The organism is Limnohabitans sp. Jir72, from assembly GCF_003063575.1.
Lineage (GTDB): Bacteria > Pseudomonadota > Gammaproteobacteria > Burkholderiales > Burkholderiaceae_C > Limnohabitans_A.
In genome coordinates, this window is record NZ_NESC01000014.1 from 1 (window position 1) to 22,006 (window position 22,006).

Consider the following 22,006-nt stretch of genomic DNA (forward strand, 5'->3'; position numbering starts at 1 on the left):
GCCAGATCGATGCCTACTGTTGTAACCTTCATGTCGGACGCTCCTGTCTGTTCAAGTGGTTGATTTGCATCTCCACTTTGGCACATTTCGATGCCGTGTAGGTGGGAGCGTCCATCCCATTGCTTACAATCATTGGGCACCTCAAAGCTGATCACCGCATGGACCGCTGCCACCTCAAAGGCTCAGAGGGTGATGCGTTGAATGCCGTGCTGTGCGCTGCGGGTTACAACATCCGCTGGCTGCTGCGGATGATCGTCAAGAAAGGCCTGGGCCTTTTGTTGTGCCTGTTGCAGGTGAGCGGTTTGGCGGGCTTGTTGGAGAAATTGGCCGAAATCATTGGCCACAAGCGACTGCAAAACTCAGATCAGCGCTGGGCGCTGGCTTGAAATGAATTTTGCAGGGACGACGAATTAGACTGCCACACACCTGGCGGTGAGCGGCTTTGGGGCGATGGGGTACCGCTTGTGTAAGCGGTGCTTTACAAGCCTGCAGCAGCGCGCAGCGCAGCAGCCTTGTCGGTGCGTTCCCAGGTGAAGTCGGGCTCGTCGCGGCCAAAGTGGCCATAGGCGGCGGTCTTGCTGTAGATGGGGCGCAGCAGGTCCAGCATCTGGATGATGCCTTTGGGGCGCAGGTCAAAGTGTTCGGCCACCATGGCGGACAGTTTGTCGTCTGAAATCACGCCTGTACCGGCGGTGTTGACGGTGATGTTCATGGGGCGGGCCACGCCAATGGCGTAAGCCACCTGCACCTGGCACTGGGTGGCCAGGCCAGCGGCGACGATGTTCTTGGCCACATAGCGTGCAGCGTAAGCTGCTGAGCGGTCCACCTTCGATGGGTCTTTGCCCGAGAACGCGCCACCACCGTGGGGGCAAGCGCCGCCGTAGGTGTCCACGATGATCTTGCGGCCAGTCAGGCCGCAATCGCCTTGGGGGCCACCAATGACGAAGCGGCCTGTGGGGTTGATCAGGTACTTGGTGTCTTGCAGCCACTCTTTGGGCAGCACGGGTTTGATGATTTCTTCGATGATGGCTTCGGTGAAGCTGGCTTTCATCTTGGTGGCGGTTTCCGACTGGTCGGGGCTGTGCTGGGTCGACAGCACCACGGTGTCGATGCTGTGCGGCTTGCCGTCCACATAACGCATGGTTACCTGGCTCTTGGCATCGGGGCGCAAGAAGGGCAGACGGCCGTCTTTGCGCAGCTGGGCTTGGCGCTCGACCAGGCGGTGGGCGTAATAGATGGGGGCGGGCATCAGCTCGGGTGTTTCGCTGCAGGCGTAGCCGAACATCAGGCCTTGGTCACCCGCGCCGATGTTCAAAAAGTCGTCGGATGCGTGGTCCACGCCCTGGGCGATGTCGTTGGACTGTTTGTCGTAGGCCACCAGCACGGCGCAGCCTTTGTAGTCGATGCCGTATTCGGTGTTGTCATAGCCGATGCGTTTGATGGTGTCGCGGGCCACCTGGATGTAGTCGACGTTCGCTTGCGTGGTGATCTCGCCGGCCAGCACGACCAGACCGGTGTTGGTCAAGGTTTCTGCGGCCACGCGGCTCAGCGGGTCTTGCTCAAAGATCGCGTCCAAGATCGCGTCAGAAATCTGGTCAGCGACCTTGTCGGGGTGGCCTTCCGAGACGGATTCAGAGGTGAAGAGGAAGTCGTTGGACATGAAAAAGGCTCCTAAAGTTTCAGTGGTTTGTCGGCGTTGCCGACCCTGATAACCCGGAGCCTGGCGAACGCTTTAGCAGGTTTTATGAATCGCCCTGCAAGTAGTTCAGATAACTCAGCGATTTGTGGATTGTATCAACTTGAAGGGGGAGGCTGCGTTTGCGTCTTCGACCTGCAAATACACCGCCCCCTTAGGTACTCACAGAGTTCGACACTTTCGGTGTACCGCCTGCGTGCTTCGAAAAATCATGTCCAATACACCCTATGGACATTCCCACCCCTATTGAAAACCGCTTGGTTGATCTGGAAATCAAGGCCGGCTTTACCGAGGACCTGCTGGACCAGCTCAATGCGCAGGTCTATCGCCAGCAACAGCAAATTGACGCGCTCATCCAGGAGCTGCGTCAGATGCGCGAGCGCTTGCCCGAGTCGGGCGGTGGCGCTGAAGTGCGCAATTTGCGCGACGAAATCCCGCCGCATTACTGATGAACTTCCACAGCATTCAGGACATTCGGGACCATTTGCGTGCCCTGGGTGCCAACGCATTGCACGAGCAACGTGTGCTGCGTCTGTGGACCCTAGCCAAACCGCAAAACAGCGGGCGCAGGCCGCTGGAGAGCTTCATGCCCACTGCGGTGCGAGAGGCATTGCCAGCACTCAGCGCCACGCTGGCAAGCTTGGCCACGTTGCGCGAGCAGCACCCGGGACAGGACGGCTCGGCCCGCTTGCTGGTCGGCTTGCAAGACGGTCAGACAATCGAGAGCGTTTTGTTGCCGCGAGATGGTTTGTGCGTCTCATCTCAAGTGGGCTGTGCAGTCGGTTGTGTGTTTTGCATGACTGGGCGTGAGGGCCTGGTTCGTCAGGTAGGCAGTGCCGAGATCGTGGCGCAAGTGGCGCTGGCCCGCACGCTCAGGCCCGTTAAAAAAGTCGTTTTCATGGGCATGGGCGAGCCTTCGCACAATCTGGATGCGGTCATGGAGGCCATCGATTTGTTGGGCACGGTGGGCAACATCGGCCACAAAAATCTGGTGTTTTCCACCGTGGGCGATGCGCGGGTGTTCGAGCGTTTGCCGCAAGGCCGCGTCAAGCCTGCCTTGGCCTTGTCGCTGCACACCACGCGGGCCGATTTGCGTGCGCAGTTGTTGCCACGTGCGCCGCGCCTTGACCCGCAAGATTTGGTCGAGGCGGGCGAGGTGTATGCCCGTGCCACCGGCTACCCGATCCAGTACCAGTGGACGCTGATCGAGGGGGTGAACGACAGCGCCGAAGAAATTGAGGGCATCGTGCGTTTGCTTCAAGGCAAGTACGCGCTGATGAACATGATCCCCTACAACGCGGTGCCCGATTTGCCCTATGCCCGGCCCAGCTGGGAGCGGGCTGCCGAGATCGCCCGCACCTTGCATCAGCGCGGTGTGCTGACCAAGCTGCGCCAGTCAGCGGGACAGGATGTGGACGGCGGATGCGGCCAGTTGCGCGCCCGCGATGTGCAGCGCGTGCAGCCCGTGAAAATGTTCGTGTCAGGGCCGAAGCCCCAGACCGCACACCTCGCCCCGCAGGTCGGTACCTTCAGGTCCGACGTCTCCCTGCTCAACGCCCCGGCAGCTTGACCAGCCCGCTGGACAGGGCCGTGCCCGCCAAAATGACAGCGCCGCACAGCAGCATCCAGGCGGTGACGTTTTCGCCCAGAAACAGCACGCCGTAGGCGATGGCAAAGACCGGTACCAAGAAGGTGACTGTCAAAGCGCGTGCAGGTCCAGCGCTTTCAATCAGCCTGAAATAAAGGATGTAGGCCACGCCGGTGCACAGCACGCCCACGGTGATCAAGGACCACCAGACCGAGGCGCTGGGCCAATGGTCAGGGCGGAACCACAGCGCGGGCAGCACCAGCGTCAAGGTGGCACCCATCTGGCTGCCTGTGGCAGTGACCAGCGGCGGCAGGCTGGGGATGTGTTTTTTGGTGAAGCTGGCCGACAGCGCATAACAGCTGGTGGCCCCCAGGCAGGCCAACACCGCCCAAGCCGGCGCAATGCCCGAGGCATTGGGCTTGAAGCTCGCTTGCCCACCGGCCAGCAGCAGCACCCCACCAAAGCCAACGGCCAGACCCACGGTGCGCGACAGGCCGGGCTTGTCGCCGAGCCAAAGCCAGGCCACGACCGCGCCAAACAAGGGCACAGTGGCATTCAGGATCGATGAAAAACCGGTGGTAATGTGCATCACCGCAAAGGCGTACAGGGCAAACGGGATGCCGCTGTTGAGCGCGCCCACCAACAGCACGGGCCGCCAATGCCGACGCAGATCAGTCCATTGGCCCTTGGCCAGCAAAAGCGGCACCAGGAATGCCGAGGCAATGGCCACCCGCATTGCCGCTGTGGGCAAAGCCCCCAGCTCCACTGCCGCCAGACGCATGAATAAAAAGGAGGAGCCCCAGATGGCGGCCAGGATCAAAAAGTCGGCCAGCCAGCCTTTGGCGTGAGATGAATGCATGGCGTAGATGTCAGATGCCGGGATGGCCTTCCAGTCGCAGCAGCGCCTCTTTGCGCCCCACACCGCCAGCATAGCCGGTGAGTTGACCACCGGCCCCCAGAATGCGGTGGCAGGGCACGATGATGCTGATGGGATTGCGCCCGACGGCTGCGCCTACGGCTCGCACCGCCTTGGGCTTGTTCAAGTGTTTGGCCAGATCGCCATAGCTTTGGCTTTGTCCAGAATCGATTTGGAGCAAGGCTTGCCACACCGATTGCTGGAAAGTGGTGCCATGGGACAAATCCAGTGGCAGATCGAAGCGGTGTCTTTGCCCGGTGAAGTAGGCCTGCAATTGCGCCGCTGCTTGCAACAGCAATGGCTCATCGGGGGTGTGGGTCCAGCTTTGGATTTGCGCCGGGCTGGGCCCATGGCGTTGTCCATCAAACCACAGCCCACAAACGCCCAGGCCATTGGCGGCCAGGGTGATCGGCCCCAAAGGGGTGTCTGTGCGCAGACGGCTCCAAGGTTTCATGGCGGTCTTTCCAAGGCAAGGCGAGGGATAACCATGTTAACGCCAAGCCAGCGAGTTTCGGACCTGCCTGACACCGTGTGTCGCACGGGTTTCGAACCTGCGGCCCCTACAATGTGGCCAGAATATTCAAGTCGGTCTTTCCCGCTCGGGTTGGGCTTTTCTCCAAGTCTTTTTATTCCTTCACCCCATGCAAGTCACCCCTTCGATTTTCAAAGCCTATGACATCCGCGGCGTTGTCCCTTCTACGCTGAATGAGCAGGTCGCCGAGGGCCTGGGCAAGGCCTTTGGCACGGTGGCGTTGGCCGAAGGGCAAACCACGGTGGCGGTGGGGCGCGATGGCCGTTTGAGCGGTCCGTCGTTGTCGGCCGCGCTGATTCGCGGCTTGGTGGCTGCAGGCATTCAGGTCATCGACATCGGCATGGCCACCACGCCCATGCTCTACTTTGCGGCCAACACGGCGTGCCAAAGCGGCATCCAAGTGACCGGCAGCCACAACCCCAAGGATTACAACGGCCTCAAGATGGTCTTGGCCGGCCGTGCCATTTATGGCGACGAGATCCAGGCCCTGCGCCAGATGATGGAAACCGAAACCTGGCAACTCCAAGCCGGTGGCGGCGTGTCGCATTTGGATGTGCTGGCCGACTACACCCAGCGCATCGTGGGCGACATCCGTTTGGCGCGCCCCATGAAAATCGTGGTCGATTCGGGCAACGGCATTGCCGGGGCCTCAGCCCCCGGCATCTTCCGCGCCCTGGGTTGCGAAGTGATCGAGCTGTTCAGCGAAGTCGATGGCGAGTTCCCCAACCACCACCCCGACCCCAGCAAGCCCGAAAACCTGCAAGACCTGATGAACGCCCTGAAAACCACCGGGGCCGAACTGGGCCTGGCCTTTGACGGCGACGGCGACCGATTGGGTATCGTGACGAAAGACGGCAACAACATTTACCCCGACCGCCAGATGCAATTGTTTGCCGAGGACGTGCTCAGCCGCGTGCCCGGCGGCACCATCTTGTTTGATGTGAAGTGCTCGCAGCGCCTGGCCCCAGCCATCGAGGCCGCTGGTGGCAAAGCGTTGATGTACAAAACCGGTCACTCGCTGATCAAGGCGAAGATGAAGGCCATCGAGGCCGAAGGCGGTCAGGCCCCGCTGGGCGGCGAGATGAGCGGCCACATCTTTTTCAAGGAGCGCTGGTACGGTTTCGACGATGGCACCTATGCGGGCTGCCGCTTGCTGGAAATCGTGAGCAAGAGCCCCGATGCCAACGTGGTGCTCAACGCGCTGCCCAGCAGCTTCAGCACCCCCGAGTTGAACGTGGCCTGCGCCGAAGGCGAGCCGCACAGCGTGACGCGTGCCCTGCAAGCCAAAGCGGGCAGCACCTTCAGCGCGCCCGCCAAGGTGTCTGACATCGACGGCCTGCGCGTGGACTGGCCCGATGGCTTTGGCCTGATCCGGGCCTCAAACACCACGCCCGTGCTGGTGTTGCGCTTTGAGGGCCAGACCGAAGCCGCGCTGCACCGCATCGAGGCTGACATGCTGGCCTTGCTGCGCTCGGTCAAGCCCGATGCACACATTGGCGCTGCTGCTCACTGAAAACGCTTCACCGAAAGCCCCAGATGAACCCCGCCAACGCCGTGCTCAGTCAGGACCCCGAGGTCATCGTCTTCAACCTGAAAGAGCGCTACACCGGCGTGTCGGCCACCATCAACGCGCTGGTGCCCTTGCAGGCGCACCAATGGCGGCTGGGCTTTTGCGGCACCCGCATGTCCAACGGCATTGATGGCATGACGCTGCGCGAGGCCATGAAGCTCTCGCGCAAGCCCCCTGAGGGGCGGGCGTTTCGCATCTGGCATGTTCGCCGCGACCCGGAAATGATGGCCGCGATTTTTGCGCGCGATGTGCTGCGCTTGCCCATCAAGTTGGTGTTCACCTCGGCGGCCCAGCACTTGCACGGCGCGTTTCCGCGTTGGTTGATTTCCAAAATGGACGCGGTGATCTCCACCACGCCCTTGGCCGCATCGTTTGTGCCCAACACCACGGCGGTGGTGCCGCACGGCATCGACCTGTCACGCTTTTCACCACCGGCCGACAAGCGCACGGCCTGGAAAGCATCGGGCTTGCCGGGTGAGTACGGCATTGGCGTGTTTGGCCGTGTGCGGCCCGACAAAGGCAGCGATGTGTTTGTGGACGCCATGATCGAAGCCCTGCCGCATTTGCCCGGAGCCACGGCGGTGATTGCCGGTTTGGCCCAACCCAAGCACCAGGCTTACCAAGACGAACTCAAAGCCAAAATTGCCGCTGCAGGCTTGGCCGATCGCATCGTCTTTTTGGGCGAAGTACCCGCAGGCGAAGTGCACCTGTGGTACCAGCGATGCTTGCTGTGCGTGGCTTGCCCGCGTTACGAGCCTTTTGGCCTCACGCCGTTTGAGGCGGCGGCCACCGAGTGCGCGCTGGTGTGCTCGCGTACCGGTGCGTTTGACCAATTGGCCATCCCCGGACTGACCGGCGAGATGGTGCACACGGGCGATGTCCCGGGCTTGGCGCAAGCCGTGCGCAAGGTCTTGAGCGACCGCGAGCAAGCCCTGCGCATGGGCCAGGCGGCGCGTCAGCGTGTGGTCGAGAACTTCTCTTTGGCCAAAGAGGCCGAAGGCATTGGCCGCGTCTATGCGCAACTGTTTGCGGGTGCTTGAGCGTTGAGCGCCATGCCCCAGCGTGCCATGTCTTGGCTTGAGCGCTTGTCGCTGTCGGCCTATGGGCTGTTGATGCGCGGTTTGCAGCCCTTGCTGCGCCGCAAACTGCAGCGCCGTGGCCAACAAGAGCCGGGCTATTTGCAGCAGATCCCGCAGCGTTTTGGTGTTTACGACAGCGCGGCTTTGGCACCTGGCTGTGTTTGGGTGCACGCGGTATCGCTGGGCGAGACCCGTGCGGCAGGCCTGCTGATCGACGCCTTGCGCCAGCGCCTGCCGGGCATGCGCTTGTTGCTCACGCACAGCACCGCCACCGGTTGGGCGCAGGGCCAGAGCCTGCTGCAGCCGGGTGATGTGCAAGCCTGGTTGCCTTGGGACACGCCCGAAGCCACGCGCCGCTTCTTGCAGCACCACCGCCCGCGTTGCGGCATCTTGATGGAAACCGAAGTCTGGCCCAGTTTGGTGCAGGCTTGCCAAGAGCAAGCGGTGCCTTTGGTTCTGGTCAATGCGCGGCTCAATGACAAGTCGCTGCGATCGGCTCAGCGTTTGGCGTGGCTGTCAGGGCCTGCGTACCGAGGTTTGACGGGCGTGCTGGCGCAGTCCGAGGCCGATGCTGAGCGTTTGCGTGCCTTGGGCGCGCGGGTCGATGCGGTGCTGGGTAACCTCAAATTCGATGTGCAACCCCAGCCGCAAGCGCTGTCGAGGGCGCAGCAATGGCGGGCGCAATGGACACAGGGCGGCCAAAGCCGTCCAGTGCTGATGCTGGCCAGCACCCGTGAAGGGGAAGAGGCCTTGTGGCTGGATGCACTGGCGTCCAATCCGGCGCGTTGGCAAGCCTTTGCCGATGCAGGGGTGCTGTGGTTGCTGGTGCCGCGTCATCCTCAGCGCTTTGACGAAGTGAACCAATTGTTGCAAGCCAAAGCTTGTTCGGTGTTTCGGCGCAGCGCGCTGCCGGTGGATGGCGCATGGCCTGCAGCGGCTTGTGATGCACAGGTCTGGCTGGGCGACAGCCTGGGCGAGATGCCGCAGTATTTTCATGCGGCAGACATGGCTTTTTTGGGGGGCAGTTTCATGCCGCTGGGCGGGCAAAACCTGATCGAGGCCGCCGCCTTTGGCTGCCCCATCATCATGGGGTCGCACACCTTCAACTTCGCCGAGGCCTCAGCACAGGCCGAGGCGGCTGGCGCAGCCAAGCGCGTGGCCGACATGGACGGTGCGCTGGACCAAGCGCTGGCCTGGCTGAACGACCGCGCTGCGCTGGCGCGAGCGCAACAAGCGGGCTTGGACATGGTGGCGCAAGGCAGAGGCTCCGCAGACCGATACGCCCAATCGATTGCCAGTGCAGTCAACGGTCATGATTGATGCTGCCCCATGAAGTTTGAACTGACCCTGTTTGTCAGCCTTGTGCCACGCTCATCGCCCACAGGGGTGGGCTCCTGCAAAAATCTATCCTTGCCTTTAACTGTGGGGCACGCAAGGCAAGTACAGTGACCGTGATGGCGAGCAAGGCATGGTCTCCCTTGCTGCAAAAACAGTTCAGCCCTGCTAACCAGTGAAGGCTAACAGGGCTGAGGGCTGAGGGCTTAGCAGGGGGGTGTTTATTTTTGCAGCAATGCGTTGATGCTTTGCAGGTCTTCTGCCTTGAGCGTGCCGCTGGCTTGGCGCAGTTTGAGCTGACCGACCAAAACGTCGTAACGTGCTTTGGCCAGATCGCGCTTGGTTTGGTACAGCTGGCTTTGGCTGTTGAGCACATCGATGTTGATGCGCACACCCACTTGGTAACCGAGTTTGTTGGCGTCCAGCGCGGCTTGGCTCGAGGCTTCTGCGGCCTCTAGAGCCTTGACTTGGCCCAGACCCGATTGCAGGCCCAGGTAGGCGGTGCGGGTGGCTTGGGCCACCTGGCGTTGCGCGCCTTCCAAATCATTGCGTGCTTTGTCTTCCAAAGCCAAGGTTTCACGAACGCGGTTTTGGGTGGCGAAGCCAGCGAAAATTGGAACGTTCAAACTCACGCCGGCGCTGGTGACCGTGGCTTGGTTTTGTGATGAGGCGAAAACTGTTGCTGCCCCGTTGATGTTTTTCTGAACGTTGTATCCCAATGTGAAGTCCACAGTAGGTTTATGTCCCGCTTCAGCTTTTTCTGTTTCCAGTTTAGCAATTTCTAAATTGGCTTTGGCTTGTTGAATCCCAGGGTGGATTTGTTCGCTTTGTGCGATCCATTCCTGCGGACCTGCTCCAGGCGCTTGGGGCAGTACAGCAGAAGTGGTCAAAACGGAAGGGGTCATGCCTGTTTTACCAACCAGTAATTCCAGCGCTACAGTTTTCACATTGAGATCATTTTCCGCTGCGATTTGCTGCGCCGTTACCAAGTCAAATCTCGCTTGAGCTTCACGGGTGTCTGTGATGGTGGCGGTGCCGACGTCAAAATTACGCTTGGCGCTGGCCAGCTGTTCGGCGACAGCGGATTTTTGTGCCTTCACGAAGGTCAGGCTGTCTTGAGCGCCCAATACGTCGAAATAGGCCTGGCTGGTGCGTACGATCAAATCTTGTTCTGCCTGAAGTAATGTTGCCCTGGCTGCATCCAGTCCTTTTTGGCTTTGTTGGTAAGTCGCTAAGTTTGCAGGACGGTACAAGGGCTGAGTGGCATTGATGCCTGCGGTTTGTGTCGTGTAAGAGCGATCTTGCGCTGTAAACGATGATCCATTGATGGCGTGGGCTTCAAAGTTGGATCTCGTCGCCCCAGCCCCCAATCCCACAGTGGGAAGCAAAGCGGCTTTGCCCTGATCCGCCTTGGCCAAGTTGGCTTCGTACTGCGATTTGGCCGACTGGTACCCCGCGTCATAGCCCTTGGCCATGTCGTACATGTCGACCAGACTTTGTGCCTGGCTGGTGCTGGCAAAAGCCAGTGACACGAGCATTGCCAATGGCAAGCGTTGGAACAATGTGAAAGTGGAGTGGTTGTTCGACATGGGGTGCTTTCTGAAAATCCGATGAATGGGCAAAGCGCAATGAACTGCAATCAATACACGGGCACAGTGGGGTCAACTTGCAGCGACCAGGCATGGATGCCACCGGCCACGTTGACCACCTCAAAGCCTTGCTGGGCCAGGAAGTGGGCCACTTGCTGGCTGCGCGCACCATGGTGGCACAAGCAGGCCATGGGGCGCGACCGGTCCAGCTCGTCCAGGCGTGCCGGGATGGTCTGCATGGGCATGTGCACCACGTCCAGGCTGTCGGGCCGGGCACTGGCGGTTTGAAGCTCCCAGGCTTCGCGCACGTCCAAGAGCACAGGGCGGCTAGCTTGTTGTGCGGCCCAGTCGTTCAGTTGTGCAGGCGTGATCTGTTGCATGGGGCTCAGAATGTGAAGCGTGAGGGCTCGGTGAAGCCGTTCAAGCGTGGGGCGTTGCAGTCCCATGGCTCGGTCGTGGTGAAGGTGTTGTCGCTGTTGCGGGTGACCACCGTGGCGCGCATCATGGGTTCGTCCCCCACGATGGCCACCAAACGGCCGCCAACGGTGAGCTGTTGCAGCAAGGCCGCAGGCACCTGGGCCACCGAGCCGTTGAGCAAGATGGCGTCAAAAGGACCGTCGGCGGCTGCGCCTTGGCTGCCATCGGCCACGCGCACGCTGACCTGGGTCACACCTGCTTTTTGCAAGTTGGCCTGGGCTTGAGCAGCCAAGCTGGCCTCGGTCTCGAGGCTCAGCACACTGGCGGCTTGGTGGGCCATCAGGGCGGCCATGAAGCCGGAGCCGGTGCCGATGTCGAGCACTTTGTCGCTTTTCTTCAGGGCCAGCTCTTGCAGCAGGCGGGCTTGTACGCGGGGCGCCAGCATGACCTGGTTGGCGGCAGCGCCCAGGGGGATTTCCATGTCCACAAACGCCAGCGCCTTGTGGGCGAGCGGGGCGAAGTCTTCGCGGCGAACCACCGACAACAAGTCCAGCACTTGCGGGTCCAGCACTTCCCAAGGGCGGATTTGCTGTTCGATCATGTTGAAGCGGGCCTGGTTCAGATCCATTTTTCTTACTCCTGAGGGGTTTTCCAATATCTGTCCGATTTTACTGGCCTGTGCCCACGGAGCCCTGACGCGCAGGGGCCAAACCGGCTTTTCGGCGCAGCCATTGCGCCAGGTCATCCATGTAGCAGTACACCACCGGCACGACCACCAGGGTCAGCAGCGACGAGGTGATGACCCCGCCAATGACCGCTTGGCCCATGGGGGCGCGTTGCTCGGACCCTTCGGTCATGGCAAAGGCCAGTGGCACCATGCCAAAAATCATCGCCAGCGTGGTCATCAAAATGGGGCGCAAACGCACTTTGGCAGCCATCAGCAAGGCTTCGCTGCGTTCCATTCCGGGGATGCGGCGGCCGTCCTTGTCCGTCTGATCTTCTCGGGCGCGGATGGCGAAGTCCACCAACAAGATGGCGTTTTTGGTGACCAGGCCCATCAGCATGATCACGCCGATGATGGAGAACATCGACAGGGTCGAGCGGAACACCATCAGGGCCAACACCACACCGATCAGTGTCAAAGGCAGGGCGGTCATCAGGGCCAGGGGCTGCAAAAAGCTCTTGAACTGGCTGGCCAGGATCATGTAAATGAAGATCACCGCCAGCGCCAAGGCCGAGAGGGCATAGCCAAAGGATTCGGCCATGTTCTTGGTGGAGCCGCCAAACTGGAAGCGGTAGCCCGGGGGCAGGTTCAGGCCCTCCATGACGGTTTTGATGTCGCCCGAGACTTGGCCTGCAGCGCGGTTGTAAACGTTGGCATTGATCGCCACTTCGCGCGTCAGGTCACGGCGGTTGATCTGGTTGGAGCCGGTGCTTTCGCTGATCTTGGCCACCTGACCCAGGCGCACGATCCGGGTGCTGCCATCGGCGGCGGTCATGGCAAAGGGCAGGCGTTCCAAGTCTTGCAGGTTGTTGCGGGCGTCGGGCGACAAGCGCACGTTCACGTCGTAAGTTTGGTCGTCGGGGGCGCGCCAGTTGCCCACCGTTTGCCCGGCCACCAGGGTGCGCAGCGGCCCGGCCAACTGACCAGTGCCCAGGCCCAGGTCAGACGCCGAGGTGGTGAGCACCTGCACGCCGATGGTGGGCTTGTTGGCCTTGACGCTGGAGTCCAAGTCAACCAGGCCCGGGATGGCGCGCAGCTTGTCCATGGCCTGCAGGGTCAGGCGTTCCAGCTCGCGCTGGTCGGGGCCTTGAATGGAAAATTCGATTTGCTTGTTGCCGCCCACGCTGTCGAGCAAGCCCGCGTGCGTGACGGTGATGCCGGGCACTTGTTGCAAGCGTTCGCGCAGAACCGCCGACATTTGGTCCACACTGCGCTGGCGGTCTTTGCGGTTGATCAGGCGCACATAGATGCTGGCGTTGTTCTTGCCCAGCGCGTTGCCGGTGTTGAGCGTGGCCACGGTGTAACGCACTTCAGGGAACTCGCGGATGATGCTCTCGACCTGGCGCGCTTTGGCTTCGGTGGCTTCGAGCGAACTGCCCACGGGCGTCTGGAAGTTCACCGAGGTTTCAGAAAAGTCGGCCTTGGGCACGAACTCGGTGCCCAAGAGCGGCACCATGAAGATGCTGGTCACGAACACGCCGATGGCCATCAACACGGTCTTGCGCTTGTGCTCCAGCGACCAAGCGAGGATTTTTTGGTAGCCGTCGGACAGCTTGTCGGTGCCGGTGTCAAACCAGTGGGTCACGCGGCCAATGGTTTTGTCGTAAAGCGTCACGGGCGCGTGGCGTTGGCCATGGGCTTCGATGCTCGGGTCGTGCCAGATGCTCGACAGCATGGGGTCGAGCGTGAAGCTGACAAACATCGAGATGCCCACCGCTGCCACGATGGTGATGCCGAACTCGTGGAAGAACTTGCCGATGATGCCTTCCATGAAACCGATGGGCAAAAACACCGCCACGATGGACAAGGTGGTGGCCAGCACGGCCAGGCCGATTTCGGAGGTGCCTTCCATCGAGGCGTCGTAAGCGTTCTTGCCCATTTGCACATGGCGCACGATGTTCTCGCGCACCACGATGGCGTCGTCGATCAAGAGGCCCACGCACAGCGACAAGGCCATCAGCGTGATCATGTTGATGGTGAAGCCGAACATGTTCATGAACATGAAGGTGCCGATCAGCGAGATGGGCAGCGTCAAGCCGGTGATCACGGTGGAGCGCCAGGAGTTCAGGAACAGGAACACGATCAGCACCGTCAGGATGGCGCCTTCGATCAGGGTGCGGCGCACGTTGTCCACCGCCACACGGATGGGTCGCGAGCTGTCGGTGATGGGCTCCAGACGCAAGCCGGGTGGCAGCTGATTTTGCAGCTCGGCCACGGTCTTGACCAGACCGTCGATCACCTGGATGGTGTTTTCGTCTTGTGACTTTTGCACCGACAAGAGCAAGGTGCGCTGGCCGTTGTAGAGTGCCAGCGAGTCGATTTCCTGTGCGCCGTCCTGCACGGTGGCCACTTGCGACAGGCGCACGGGCGAGCCGCCTTTGCGGGCCACGATGATCTGACCAAAGTCTTCGGGGCGCTTCATGCGCGACTCGATCTGCACCATGCGCTCTTGCTCGAGCGAGCGGATCGCACCCACGGGCAGATCCTGGTTTTCGTTGCGCACGGCGGCCACCACTTGGTCGGCGGTGATGCCCAGCGCTTCCATGGCCGAGGGTTGCAGGTACAAGTTGATCTCGCGGCGCGTGCCGCCCACCAAGGTGACCGAGCCCACGCCACGCACGTTTTCCAGGCGCTTTTTCAGGACCTGTTCGGACCAGTTGGTCATCTCCACCGCGGTGGGCACCTTGGCCTGGGTGGTGTCCGGCACCACGGCCAGCGACCAGATGGCTTTGCTGGACGGGTCAAAGCGCAACACCTTGGGTTCTTTGACTTCGGTGCGCAGGTTGGGGCGGATGGAGGCGACTTTTTCGCGCACGTCTTCGGCGGCCTTGCGACCATCGATGTGCAGCTGGAACTCGATCACCACCACCGACTGGTTCTCGTAGCTGCGGGACGTCAATGCATTGATGCCAGCGATCGAGTTGACGCCTTCTTCGATCTTTTTGGAGACTTCGCTTTCGACAATTTCGGGCGATGCGCCGGGGTATTCGGTGCTGACCACCACCACCGGAAAGTCGATGTTGGGGAACTGGTCAACTTTGAGGCGCTGGTAGGCAAACAGGCCCAGCACCACCAGGGCCAGCATGACCATGGTGGCAAAGACGGGGTTTTTCAGGCTGACGCGGGTGAACCACATGCTGTTGACCTTTTAGCGGGCCGTGGCCGTGAATTTGATCTGCACGCCTTCGCGCACAGCGCCCGCGCTGGCGGCCAGCACTTGCGCACCTTCGCTCAGGCCTTCGATGGCCACCAAGGTCTGGCCTTGGACTTCGGTGCGCGCGCCTGTTTTGACGGGCACATGGCGCACGGTGTTGTTCTCCAGCACCTGCACGTAAGGCAGCGGTTTGTCGGTGCGCACGCTGCTGAGCGGCACGGCCATGGCCTGCACGGTCTGGGTGCCCAGTGCGCCTTCGGCAAACAGGCCCTGGCGCAAGCCTTCGCGACCGGCCACACCCAGGTACACCAGCACACTGCGGCTGCCCGCTTGGGCGCTGGGGTTGATGCGCAGCACGCGGGCTTGCACCGGAGTGCTCAAGCCTTCGACTTGCAGCTGCGCCTTCATGCCCACACGCACTTGGGCGGCCTCGTTGGCGGGCAGGGCGGCTTCGAGCTCGAGTTGCGAGAGGTTCACGATTTCCACAATGCGGGCGTCAATCGCCACGCGTTCACCTTGGGGCACCAGGCGCTGTGCAATTTGGCCTGCGAACGGGGCTTTCAAATTGGCATCGTCGATCGCCTTGTTGGCCACGTCGAGCGCGGCCACGGCGGCCATGTGGGTGGCTTTGGCACCATTCAAAGTGGCTTGCGAGGTGATCAGCGCGGTTTGCGAGATGAAGCCCTGGTCCACCAGGGCCTTGTTGTTGTCGTGCTGGCGCTGGGCAATGTCCACCTGCGCTTTGGCCGAGTCGGCTTGCTGTTGCGCCTGTCGCTGGCGGGCTTGGTATTCGATCGGGTCTACACGCGCCACGACCTGGCCGGCTTGCACCGCATCGCCTTCGCGCACGTTCAGGGCCACCAGCTCCCCGGCGACCCGGGCCTTGATGAAGGCGCTTTGTGTGGCTTTGAGCGCGCCCGACACGGGCAGGCCCATGGCCAAGGCTTGGGTTTTGACGGTCAGCACATCGGTGCTGGCCAGCTCCATCACGGGCGCAGCCGCAGCTGTGGTGGCGGGTGCGCTGGCCGCTTTGCGCTGACTCAGCAAACGGGCACCTGCGACCACCAGCACGGCGATGGCCACACCCGACACGATCCAGAGGGTTGATTTTTTCATGACAGATCAAGAAGTAGACAAACCACGCACCAGCAGTTGGGCGTGTTGGGAAATGAATTGCTCGGGATCGATGTGTTCGTTCGCCGGGGAGCAGGGGCCCATGGAGTGTTTCCACATGACCAAAAACAGCAGCGGCGCCATCACGGAGTGCAGCGCCAATTCGATGTTCATGGGTTGCAACTCGCCCCGGTCAAGGCCTCTTTGCAGCGCAAAGCGCACCAGTGCCTGCCCGGGCTCGATCACCTCTTGACGGTAAAAAGAGGCCAATTCGGGGAAGTTGCTGGCTTCGCTCATCACCAGCTTGGAAATGCCGGAAGCCTTGGTGGCACCGTACCTGCGCCACCATTGGAGCAGCATCCATTCGAGCAGTTCGCCTGTGGGGCCTTGAAACTGCGCCACCTCGGCAGCGCCTTGCGTGACCGGAGCGACCACGTTTTCACGGACCACGGCTTTGAACAGGTCTTCTTTGCTGGGGAAGTACAAAAACAAGGTGCCTTTGGACACGCCTGCGCGAGCGGCCACTTCTTCGACGCGGGTGGCTGCAAAGCCTTTTTCGACGAACAAATCCAAAGCCGCCTCCAGGAGTTCTCCGGGGCGGTCTTGTTTGCGGCGTTCGCGCTTGTGGGGGGCTGATGCTTCGGTGTTCACACAAACCAGTTGGCTAATGACTGACTGGTTAGTAATGTAGTGGCTCACCTGATGCGCGTCAAGCCGGTGGCGCACACAAGAAGGTCAAGCGCTGGTCAAGAAACAGGGGCCGAAGCCCCTGAATGTGAAGTCAGTCCAACGGGGCCATCGCCAGCCACGCCGCTTGCAGGCGGCAAGGCTGTCAGGCCCGTGGCTCAGTTGGAGAACGCGGCGATGCCAGTGATGGCGCGGCCCAAAATCAAGGCGTGGACATCGTGCGTGCCTTCGTAGGTGTTGACCACTTCCAAGTTGACCAAGTGGCGGGCCACGCCGTATTCGGCGCTGATGCCGTTGCCGCCCATCATGTCGCGGGCCAAGCGGGCGATATCGAGCGCCTTGCCGCAGCTGTTGCGCTTGAGGATGGAGGTCAGGTCGACCGAGGCGGTGCCTTCGTCTTTCATGCGGCCCAGGCGCAGGCAGCCTTGCAGGCCCAGGCTGATCTCGGTCAGCATGTCGGCCAGTTTTTTCTGGATCAGCTGGTTGGCGGCCAAGGGGCGGCCAAACTGCTGGCGGTCCATCACGTACTGGCGGGCGCGGAAATAGCAGTCTTCTGCGGCACCCAAGGCGCCCCAGGCGATGCCGTAGCGTGCGCTGTTCAGGCAGGTGAAGGGGCCTTTGAGGCCACGCACTTCGGGGAAGGCGTTTTCTTCAGGGCAGAACACCTCGTCCATGACGATCTCGCCGGTGATGGAGGCACGCAGGCCGACCTTGCCGTGCACGGCGGGGGCGGACAGGCCTTTCCAGCCTTTTTCGAGGATGAAGCCACGGATGGCACCTTCATCGTCCTTGGCCCAGACCACAAACACGTCCGCGATCGGGCTGTTGGTGATCCACATCTTGGCGCCAGACAGGCTGTAGCCGCCGGGCACTTTCTTGGCGCGGGTGATCATGCTGCCGGGGTCGGAGCCGTGGTTGGGTTCGGTCAGGCCAAAGCAGCCGACCCACTCGCCACGCGCCAGCTTGGGCAGGTACTTTTGCTTTTGTTCTTCGGTGCCGAATTCGTTGATCGGCACCATCACCAGGGACGACTGCACGCTCATCATGGATCGGTAACCCGAGTCCACGCGCTCGACTTCACGCGCGACCAAGCCGTAGCAGACGTAGTTGAGGCCTGCGCCGCCGTACTGCTCGGGGATGGTGGCGCCCAACAGGCCCAGCTCGCCCATCTCGTTGAAGATCGAGCGGTCGGTGGTTTCATTCAGAAAAGCGTCCTTGACGCGGGGCAGCAAACGCTCTTGGCAGTAGGCGCGGGCGGCTTCGCTGACTTGGCGCTCGTCGTCGGTCAGTTGGGCGCTGAGGTGAAAGGGGTCTTCCCAGTTGAAGGTGTTTTTGCTTGTGGCCATGAGGGTGTCTCCGTGAAAAAGTCTTGAGCCCGATTGTCAGGGTGGCATGAATAGCTGTCTAATATTGATTATGGATGCATCAATATAAATTTTTAATACATGGAATTCCGTCACCTCCGTTATTTTCTGGCCTTGGCCGAGGAGCTGCACTTTGGCCGGGCGGCCCAGCGCCTGTCGATCTCGCAGCCGCCGCTGTCGCTCAACATCCAGCAACTCGAAGCGTCTGTGGGCGCGCAGCTCTTTACCCGCAACAGCCGGGGCGTGCAGCTCACCGCCGCAGGCCAAGCCTTTGTGCCCGCCGCCCGCGCCCTGCTGGCGCAGGCGAGCGACGCCGCCCGCGAGGCGCGTGAGGTGGCCGAGGGGCAGTCGGGCGAGCTGCACATCGGTTTTGCCGGGACCATGCTGTACTGCGGTTTGCCGCAGTTGCTCAGCCGTTTTCAGGCCAGCCATCCGCGCCTGAAGCTGGTGTTGCTGGAGCTCAGCTCCAGCGAGCAGCTGTCCGAGCTGGTGCGCGACCGGCTGGACGTGGGCTTTGTCCATACCCCCCGCGTGCCGCCGGGCTTTGACCAGGTGTTGGTGGTGAGCCAGCCGCTGGTGGCCTGCCTGCCGCTGGCGCACCCGTTGGCGCGTGCTGGGGTTGTCGGGCTGGACCAGTTGCGCGGTGAGTCACTGGTGGTGGTCTCACGCACGGTGTCGCCCGACTACCACGCCCGCATCCTGAGCGAGTGCGAGCAGGCGGGCTGGTTGCCCCCGGCGGTGCACGAGCTGCGCCACTGGCTGAGCGTGGTGTCTCTGGTGTCGCAGGGGCAGGGCGTGGCGCTGGTGCCGCAGGCCCTGCAAAAGTCGGCTTTGGCCGGGGTGGCCTTTGTGCCACTGGCCCAGGCCGATGTGCGCTACGACACACGCTGCCTGTGGCGCAGTGGCCGCGACCAGATGGCCCTGAAGGACTTTGTGCAGGCAGTGCAGCGAGTCGGATAATGGCCTGCAGCGCGTTGCCATCGCCCACAGGGGGTCGCCATGACGGGCTGTGGTTTTTGTAGGAGCCCATCCCGTGGGCGATGAGCCGTCGCAGGTGCCCTGAACGGCTTTGCCGGGGAGTCGCTTTGTGCGCCATGGCTTCTCGCATTTGAATGACTTTGAAGGAACGGACATGACAGAAACGTTGGTTTTGGGCGGCGGATGCTTTTGGTGCACCGAGGCCGTTTACGTGAAGGTGCTTGGCGTGAGCGATGTCGAGTCGGGCTACAGCAATGGTCAGACCGTGCAGCCCAGTTACGAGCAGGTGTGCACAGGCCGCACCGGCCACAACGAAGTGGTCAAGCTGGTGTACGACCCCGCGCAGATCAGCACCCGTGAGCTGCTGGAAATCTTCTTTGTGATCCACGACCCGACCACGCTCAACCGCCAGGGCCACGATGTGGGCACGCAGTACCGCAGCGGCATTTACTTCACCACCCCTGAGCAAGCCGAAGTGGCCAAGGCCATGATCGCCGAGCTGAATGCGGCGCAGGCCTTTGGCCAGCCCATCGTCACCGAGGTGCAGCCTTTAGCGAACTACAGCGCCGCAGAGGACTACCACCAGGATTTCTTTGAACGCAACCCCTATCAAGGTTATTGCCTGGCGGTGGCTGCGCCCAAGGTGACCAAGTTCCGCCAGACTTTTGCGCGCTTGGTGCGCGATTGATCTGCAGTTTGCTGGCTCACGCTGCCGTCACGGTTTTGATGTTCCAATGAGCGCAATGTCTTTTTGCTCTGCGTTTGGCGCCCTGTTGCGCAGCCGTGTTGTACCGACCTTTGGCTTGGTCCTGGCTTTGCTGTGGGCACCCATATGGGGGCAGTGGCACGGCATCGCCCACCAGGTGCAACAAGTGGTGGCGGTGTTGGACTCCTCTGCGGTTCAGGCCGAGTCGGCGGTGCCGATGGCCATGGACGATGACCACGAGCTGGGCTCAGCGCTGTGCCATGTGTTGGACCATTTGGGACATGCCTGTGCACTCACGGCTTGGCCAGAGGTGGTCAGTTTGGCACTTTTGCCCATGGCGGCAGCTGCCTGGCAGCGGTTGGTCAGTCATGGTCAGCAGCTTTGGTGGCCCGCACAGGCCAGAGCGCCGCCCCACCGGATTTGAATTCCTGATCGCTGTTTGCACGACGGGCCCAAGGCTTGGTCTGTGCGGACGAGTTTCAGTTTCCTCAGATCCGAAGCATGAAAACATATCAATCCTTTTTTCTACTGGCGTGCGCCAGTTTGTTTGCCATGGGCATCGTGCCCACCGCTTGGGGGCAAACATCTTCCACTGAAATCGTCATCACCGGCAACCCCTTGGGGCGAGAGCAAACCACCGCACCGGCCAGCGCCATGGGCCGCAGCGACTTGCTCGAACGTGGGCAGAGCACTGTGGGCGAAACCTTGAATGGTTTGCCCGGCGTGTCCAGCACCTACTTTGGCCCCAATGCCAGCCGCCCCATCATCCGGGGGCTGGACGGAGACCGCATCCGGGTGCTGAACAACAGCGCCGCCAGCGCCGATGTGTCGGCGCTGAGCTACGACCATGCGGTGCCGCTGGATGTGTTGTCCACCGAGCGCATCGAAGTCTTGCGCGGTTCAGCTGCCTTGCAATACGGCGGCAGTGCGGTGGGCGGGGTGGTCAATGTGATCGACAACCGCATCCCTCGCGAAGCCTTGTCGGGGGTGTCGGGCAAAGCCCAGCTGCAAGCAGGTACAGGCAATGACGAGCGCAGCGCGGCAGGTTTGGTGGAAGCGGGCAACGAACGCTGGGCCGTGCATGTGGACGGTTTTGATCGGCGCGCAGGCGATGTGCGCGTGCCGGTGTCGCTGGCCTGCGACCAAACGGGTGAAACCCGCTACGCTCGCCGCATCTGCAATTCGGCCAGCCAGTCGCAAGGCGGTGCCATCGGCGCGAGCACCTTTTGGGCTGACGGTTACTTAGGGGCCTCGGTCAACAGCTACCAAAGTGATTACGGCACCGTGGCCGAAGACCGGGTGACGATCGGCATGAAGACCACGCGCTATGCGCTCGAAGGCCAGGTGCGCCATTTGCCGGGCGTGTGGGACAGCGTGAAGGCCCGCGTGAGCCACACCGATTACCAGCACACCGAATTTGACGGCGGCAAGCCGGGCACGGTGTTCGCCAGTCAAGCGCAAGACTTGCGGGTGGAGGCTCGCCACCGCATGCTGGCCGGTTGGCAAGGTGTGCTGGGGGCGCAGGTGGAATCGAGCCGGTTTTCTGCCGTGGGCGATGAAGCCTTCGCACCCTTCAGCCGCACCCGCAGTCAAGCATTGTTTGTGCACGAAGAGTTGCCCACCGCTTGGGGTCAGGTCAATGCGGGCGTGCGCTGGGAATCGGTGCAGGTGCAGTCTCTGGGCAATCCTGCACTGGCGCGTTTTGAAGTCGGTACGCGGGACTTCACACCTTTGAGCCTGGCCGCTGGCGCGGCCTACAAGCTGACATCTGCCTGGGCCTTGACCGGCAATGCAGCCATGTCACAGCGCGCACCCAAAGACTACGAGCTGTTCGCCAATGGACCGCACCTGGCCACCCATGCCTGGGAGGTGGGCAACAGCAGCTTGGGCCTGGAGAAGTCGAACAGCCTGGACTTGGGACTCGATTGGAAGAGCGGACCTCAGCGCATGACCGTGACCGCTTTTGCCAGCCAGTTCGCCCATTACATTGGCTTGATGAACACGGGTGAAATGCGAGAGGGTCTTCCTGTGCAAGGCTACGAAGGCGTCAAGGCACGCTTCCAAGGTTTGGAGGTCAATGGCCGTCAGCGCCTGTGGCATGGCCCGTCTACCTTGGACTTGGACTGGCGGGCCGACACCGTGCGCGCCACCAACAGCAGCACCGGCGAGCCCTTGCCCCGCATCGCCCCCTTGCGCTTGGGCTCGACGCTGGCCTATGCCCAAGGCCCCTGGAGCGCCAAGCTCGGTGCCGACTGGCATGCCGCGCAACACCGCGTGCCCACTGGCAGCGTGGCCACCGGGGCCTACACCCTGGTCAACGCCAGCGTGTCTTACCGCCAGAAGCTGGACGCCACGGTGCTCCACTGGTTTGTCCGGCTCGACAACCTGACCGACCAATTGGCCTACAGCGCCACATCCATCTTGACCAGCACCGCGTTTGGCAAGTCGCCCTTGCCAGGCCGTTCTCTCAAGCTGGGTGTGCAAGCGAGCTTTTGAGCGCAGCAGTGCAGGGGCGTGGGTTCGGCGGTGCTGTGGGCGAAGGCTCTACGTGGTTTCCG

Annotated in this window: 19 protein-coding genes and 1 pseudogene; 10 read left to right on the forward strand and 10 right to left on the reverse strand. The window is 61.7% G+C overall.

Annotated elements, in window-relative coordinates:
• Nucleotides 1-128: 128 nt before the first annotated feature.
• Nucleotides 129-386: pseudogene (locus B9Z52_RS15810) on the forward strand (hypothetical protein); the annotation flags it as partial.
• 92 nt (nt 387-478) lie between these two features.
• On the opposite strand, the gene metK reads toward B9Z52_RS15810, so the two are convergent.
• A complete protein-coding gene (metK, locus tag B9Z52_RS15815; RefSeq protein ID WP_108414818.1) occupies nt 479-1,660 on the reverse strand; it encodes a methionine adenosyltransferase in 1,182 nt (393 codons plus the stop codon).
• Between the two features lie 263 nt (nt 1,661-1,923).
• Here metK and B9Z52_RS15820 point away from each other — a divergent pair, with 263 nt between their 5' ends.
• Nucleotides 1,924-2,145, forward strand: coding sequence for a SlyX family protein (locus B9Z52_RS15820; RefSeq protein ID WP_053175127.1), 222 nt, complete (start codon nt 1,924-1,926; stop codon nt 2,143-2,145).
• On the forward strand, nt 2,145-3,266 hold the full coding sequence (locus B9Z52_RS15825) for an RNA methyltransferase (RefSeq protein ID WP_233251994.1): 1,122 nt from the start codon (nt 2,145-2,147) through the stop codon (nt 3,264-3,266). The genes B9Z52_RS15820 and B9Z52_RS15825 overlap by 1 nt, the downstream gene beginning before the upstream one ends.
• On the opposite strand, the gene B9Z52_RS15830 is transcribed toward B9Z52_RS15825, so the two are convergent.
• Entirely contained in the window at nt 3,247-4,143 is an 897-nt protein-coding gene (locus B9Z52_RS15830; RefSeq protein WP_108414819.1) for a DMT family transporter, read from the reverse strand. The genes B9Z52_RS15825 and B9Z52_RS15830 overlap by 20 nt on opposite strands.
• Before the next feature lie 10 nt (nt 4,144-4,153).
• Nucleotides 4,154-4,654: a methylated-DNA--[protein]-cysteine S-methyltransferase gene (locus B9Z52_RS15835; protein ID WP_108414820.1), complete on the reverse strand. Its 501-nt coding sequence runs from the start codon at nt 4,652-4,654 to the stop codon at nt 4,154-4,156.
• 187 nt (nt 4,655-4,841) lie between these two features.
• On the opposite strand from B9Z52_RS15835, the gene B9Z52_RS15840 reads away from it, so the two are divergent.
• Genes B9Z52_RS15840 through B9Z52_RS15850 form a run of 3 tightly spaced genes read left to right on the forward strand, consistent with a single transcriptional unit; the run spans nt 4,842 to nt 8,701 of the window.
• Nucleotides 4,842-6,245, forward strand: a complete 1,404-nt coding sequence (locus tag B9Z52_RS15840) for a phosphomannomutase/phosphoglucomutase (RefSeq protein WP_108414821.1) — start codon at nt 4,842-4,844, stop codon at nt 6,243-6,245.
• Nucleotides 6,246-6,268: 23 nt separating this feature from the next.
• A complete protein-coding gene (locus tag B9Z52_RS15845) occupies nt 6,269-7,342 on the forward strand; it encodes a glycosyltransferase family 4 protein (protein ID WP_108414822.1) in 1,074 nt (357 codons plus the stop codon).
• Between the two features lie 12 nt (nt 7,343-7,354).
• A complete protein-coding gene (locus B9Z52_RS15850) occupies nt 7,355-8,701 on the forward strand; it encodes a 3-deoxy-D-manno-octulosonic acid transferase (protein WP_233251995.1) in 1,347 nt (448 codons plus the stop codon).
• Between the two features lie 236 nt (nt 8,702-8,937).
• Here B9Z52_RS15850 and B9Z52_RS15855 read toward each other — a convergent pair whose 3' ends face one another.
• From B9Z52_RS15855 to B9Z52_RS15885, 7 genes are all read right to left on the reverse strand, one after another.
• Nucleotides 8,938-10,305 (reverse strand): TolC family outer membrane protein, encoded by a 1,368-nt coding sequence (locus B9Z52_RS15855; protein ID WP_199222120.1) that lies wholly within the window; start codon nt 10,303-10,305, stop codon nt 8,938-8,940.
• Nucleotides 10,306-10,355: 50 nt separating this feature from the next.
• Nucleotides 10,356-10,685 (reverse strand): rhodanese-like domain-containing protein, encoded by a 330-nt coding sequence (locus B9Z52_RS15860; RefSeq protein ID WP_108414823.1) that lies wholly within the window; start codon nt 10,683-10,685, stop codon nt 10,356-10,358.
• Nucleotides 10,686-10,690: 5 nt separating this feature from the next.
• Nucleotides 10,691-11,350, reverse strand: a complete 660-nt coding sequence (locus B9Z52_RS15865; protein WP_108414824.1) for a protein-L-isoaspartate O-methyltransferase — start codon at nt 11,348-11,350, stop codon at nt 10,691-10,693.
• Nucleotides 11,351-11,390: 40 nt separating this feature from the next.
• Nucleotides 11,391-14,582: an efflux RND transporter permease subunit gene (locus B9Z52_RS15870; protein WP_108414825.1), complete on the reverse strand. Its 3,192-nt coding sequence runs from the start codon at nt 14,580-14,582 to the stop codon at nt 11,391-11,393.
• 12 nt (nt 14,583-14,594) lie between these two features.
• Nucleotides 14,595-15,716, reverse strand: coding sequence for an efflux RND transporter periplasmic adaptor subunit (locus B9Z52_RS15875; protein WP_108414826.1), 1,122 nt, complete (start codon nt 15,714-15,716; stop codon nt 14,595-14,597).
• A 6-nt stretch (nt 15,717-15,722) separates the two neighbouring features.
• Entirely contained in the window at nt 15,723-16,373 is a 651-nt protein-coding gene (locus B9Z52_RS15880; protein ID WP_199222121.1) for a TetR/AcrR family transcriptional regulator, read from the reverse strand.
• Nucleotides 16,374-16,558: 185 nt separating this feature from the next.
• Nucleotides 16,559-17,746, reverse strand: coding sequence for an acyl-CoA dehydrogenase (locus B9Z52_RS15885; RefSeq protein WP_108414828.1), 1,188 nt, complete (start codon nt 17,744-17,746; stop codon nt 16,559-16,561).
• A 99-nt stretch (nt 17,747-17,845) separates the two neighbouring features.
• On the opposite strand from B9Z52_RS15885, the gene B9Z52_RS15890 reads away from it, so the two are divergent.
• The 4 genes from B9Z52_RS15890 (at nt 17,846) to B9Z52_RS15905 (ending at nt 21,944) form a co-directional block, all read left to right on the forward strand.
• The gene (locus B9Z52_RS15890) at nt 17,846-18,724 is read left to right on the forward strand and encodes a LysR family transcriptional regulator (RefSeq protein WP_108414829.1); all 879 of its coding nucleotides are present in this window, start codon (nt 17,846-17,848) and stop codon (nt 18,722-18,724) included.
• Between the two features lie 172 nt (nt 18,725-18,896).
• Nucleotides 18,897-19,430 (forward strand): peptide-methionine (S)-S-oxide reductase MsrA, encoded by a 534-nt coding sequence (msrA, locus tag B9Z52_RS15895; RefSeq protein ID WP_108414830.1) that lies wholly within the window; start codon nt 18,897-18,899, stop codon nt 19,428-19,430.
• A gap of 46 nt (nt 19,431-19,476) precedes the next feature.
• Complete coding sequence (locus tag B9Z52_RS15900) at nt 19,477-19,872, forward strand: DUF2946 domain-containing protein (RefSeq protein ID WP_146182875.1); 396 nt, start codon at nt 19,477-19,479, stop codon at nt 19,870-19,872.
• Nucleotides 19,873-19,949: 77 nt separating this feature from the next.
• Nucleotides 19,950-21,944, forward strand: a complete 1,995-nt coding sequence (locus B9Z52_RS15905; protein WP_108414832.1) for a TonB-dependent receptor — start codon at nt 19,950-19,952, stop codon at nt 21,942-21,944.
• Nucleotides 21,945-22,006: the final 62 nt, after the last annotated feature.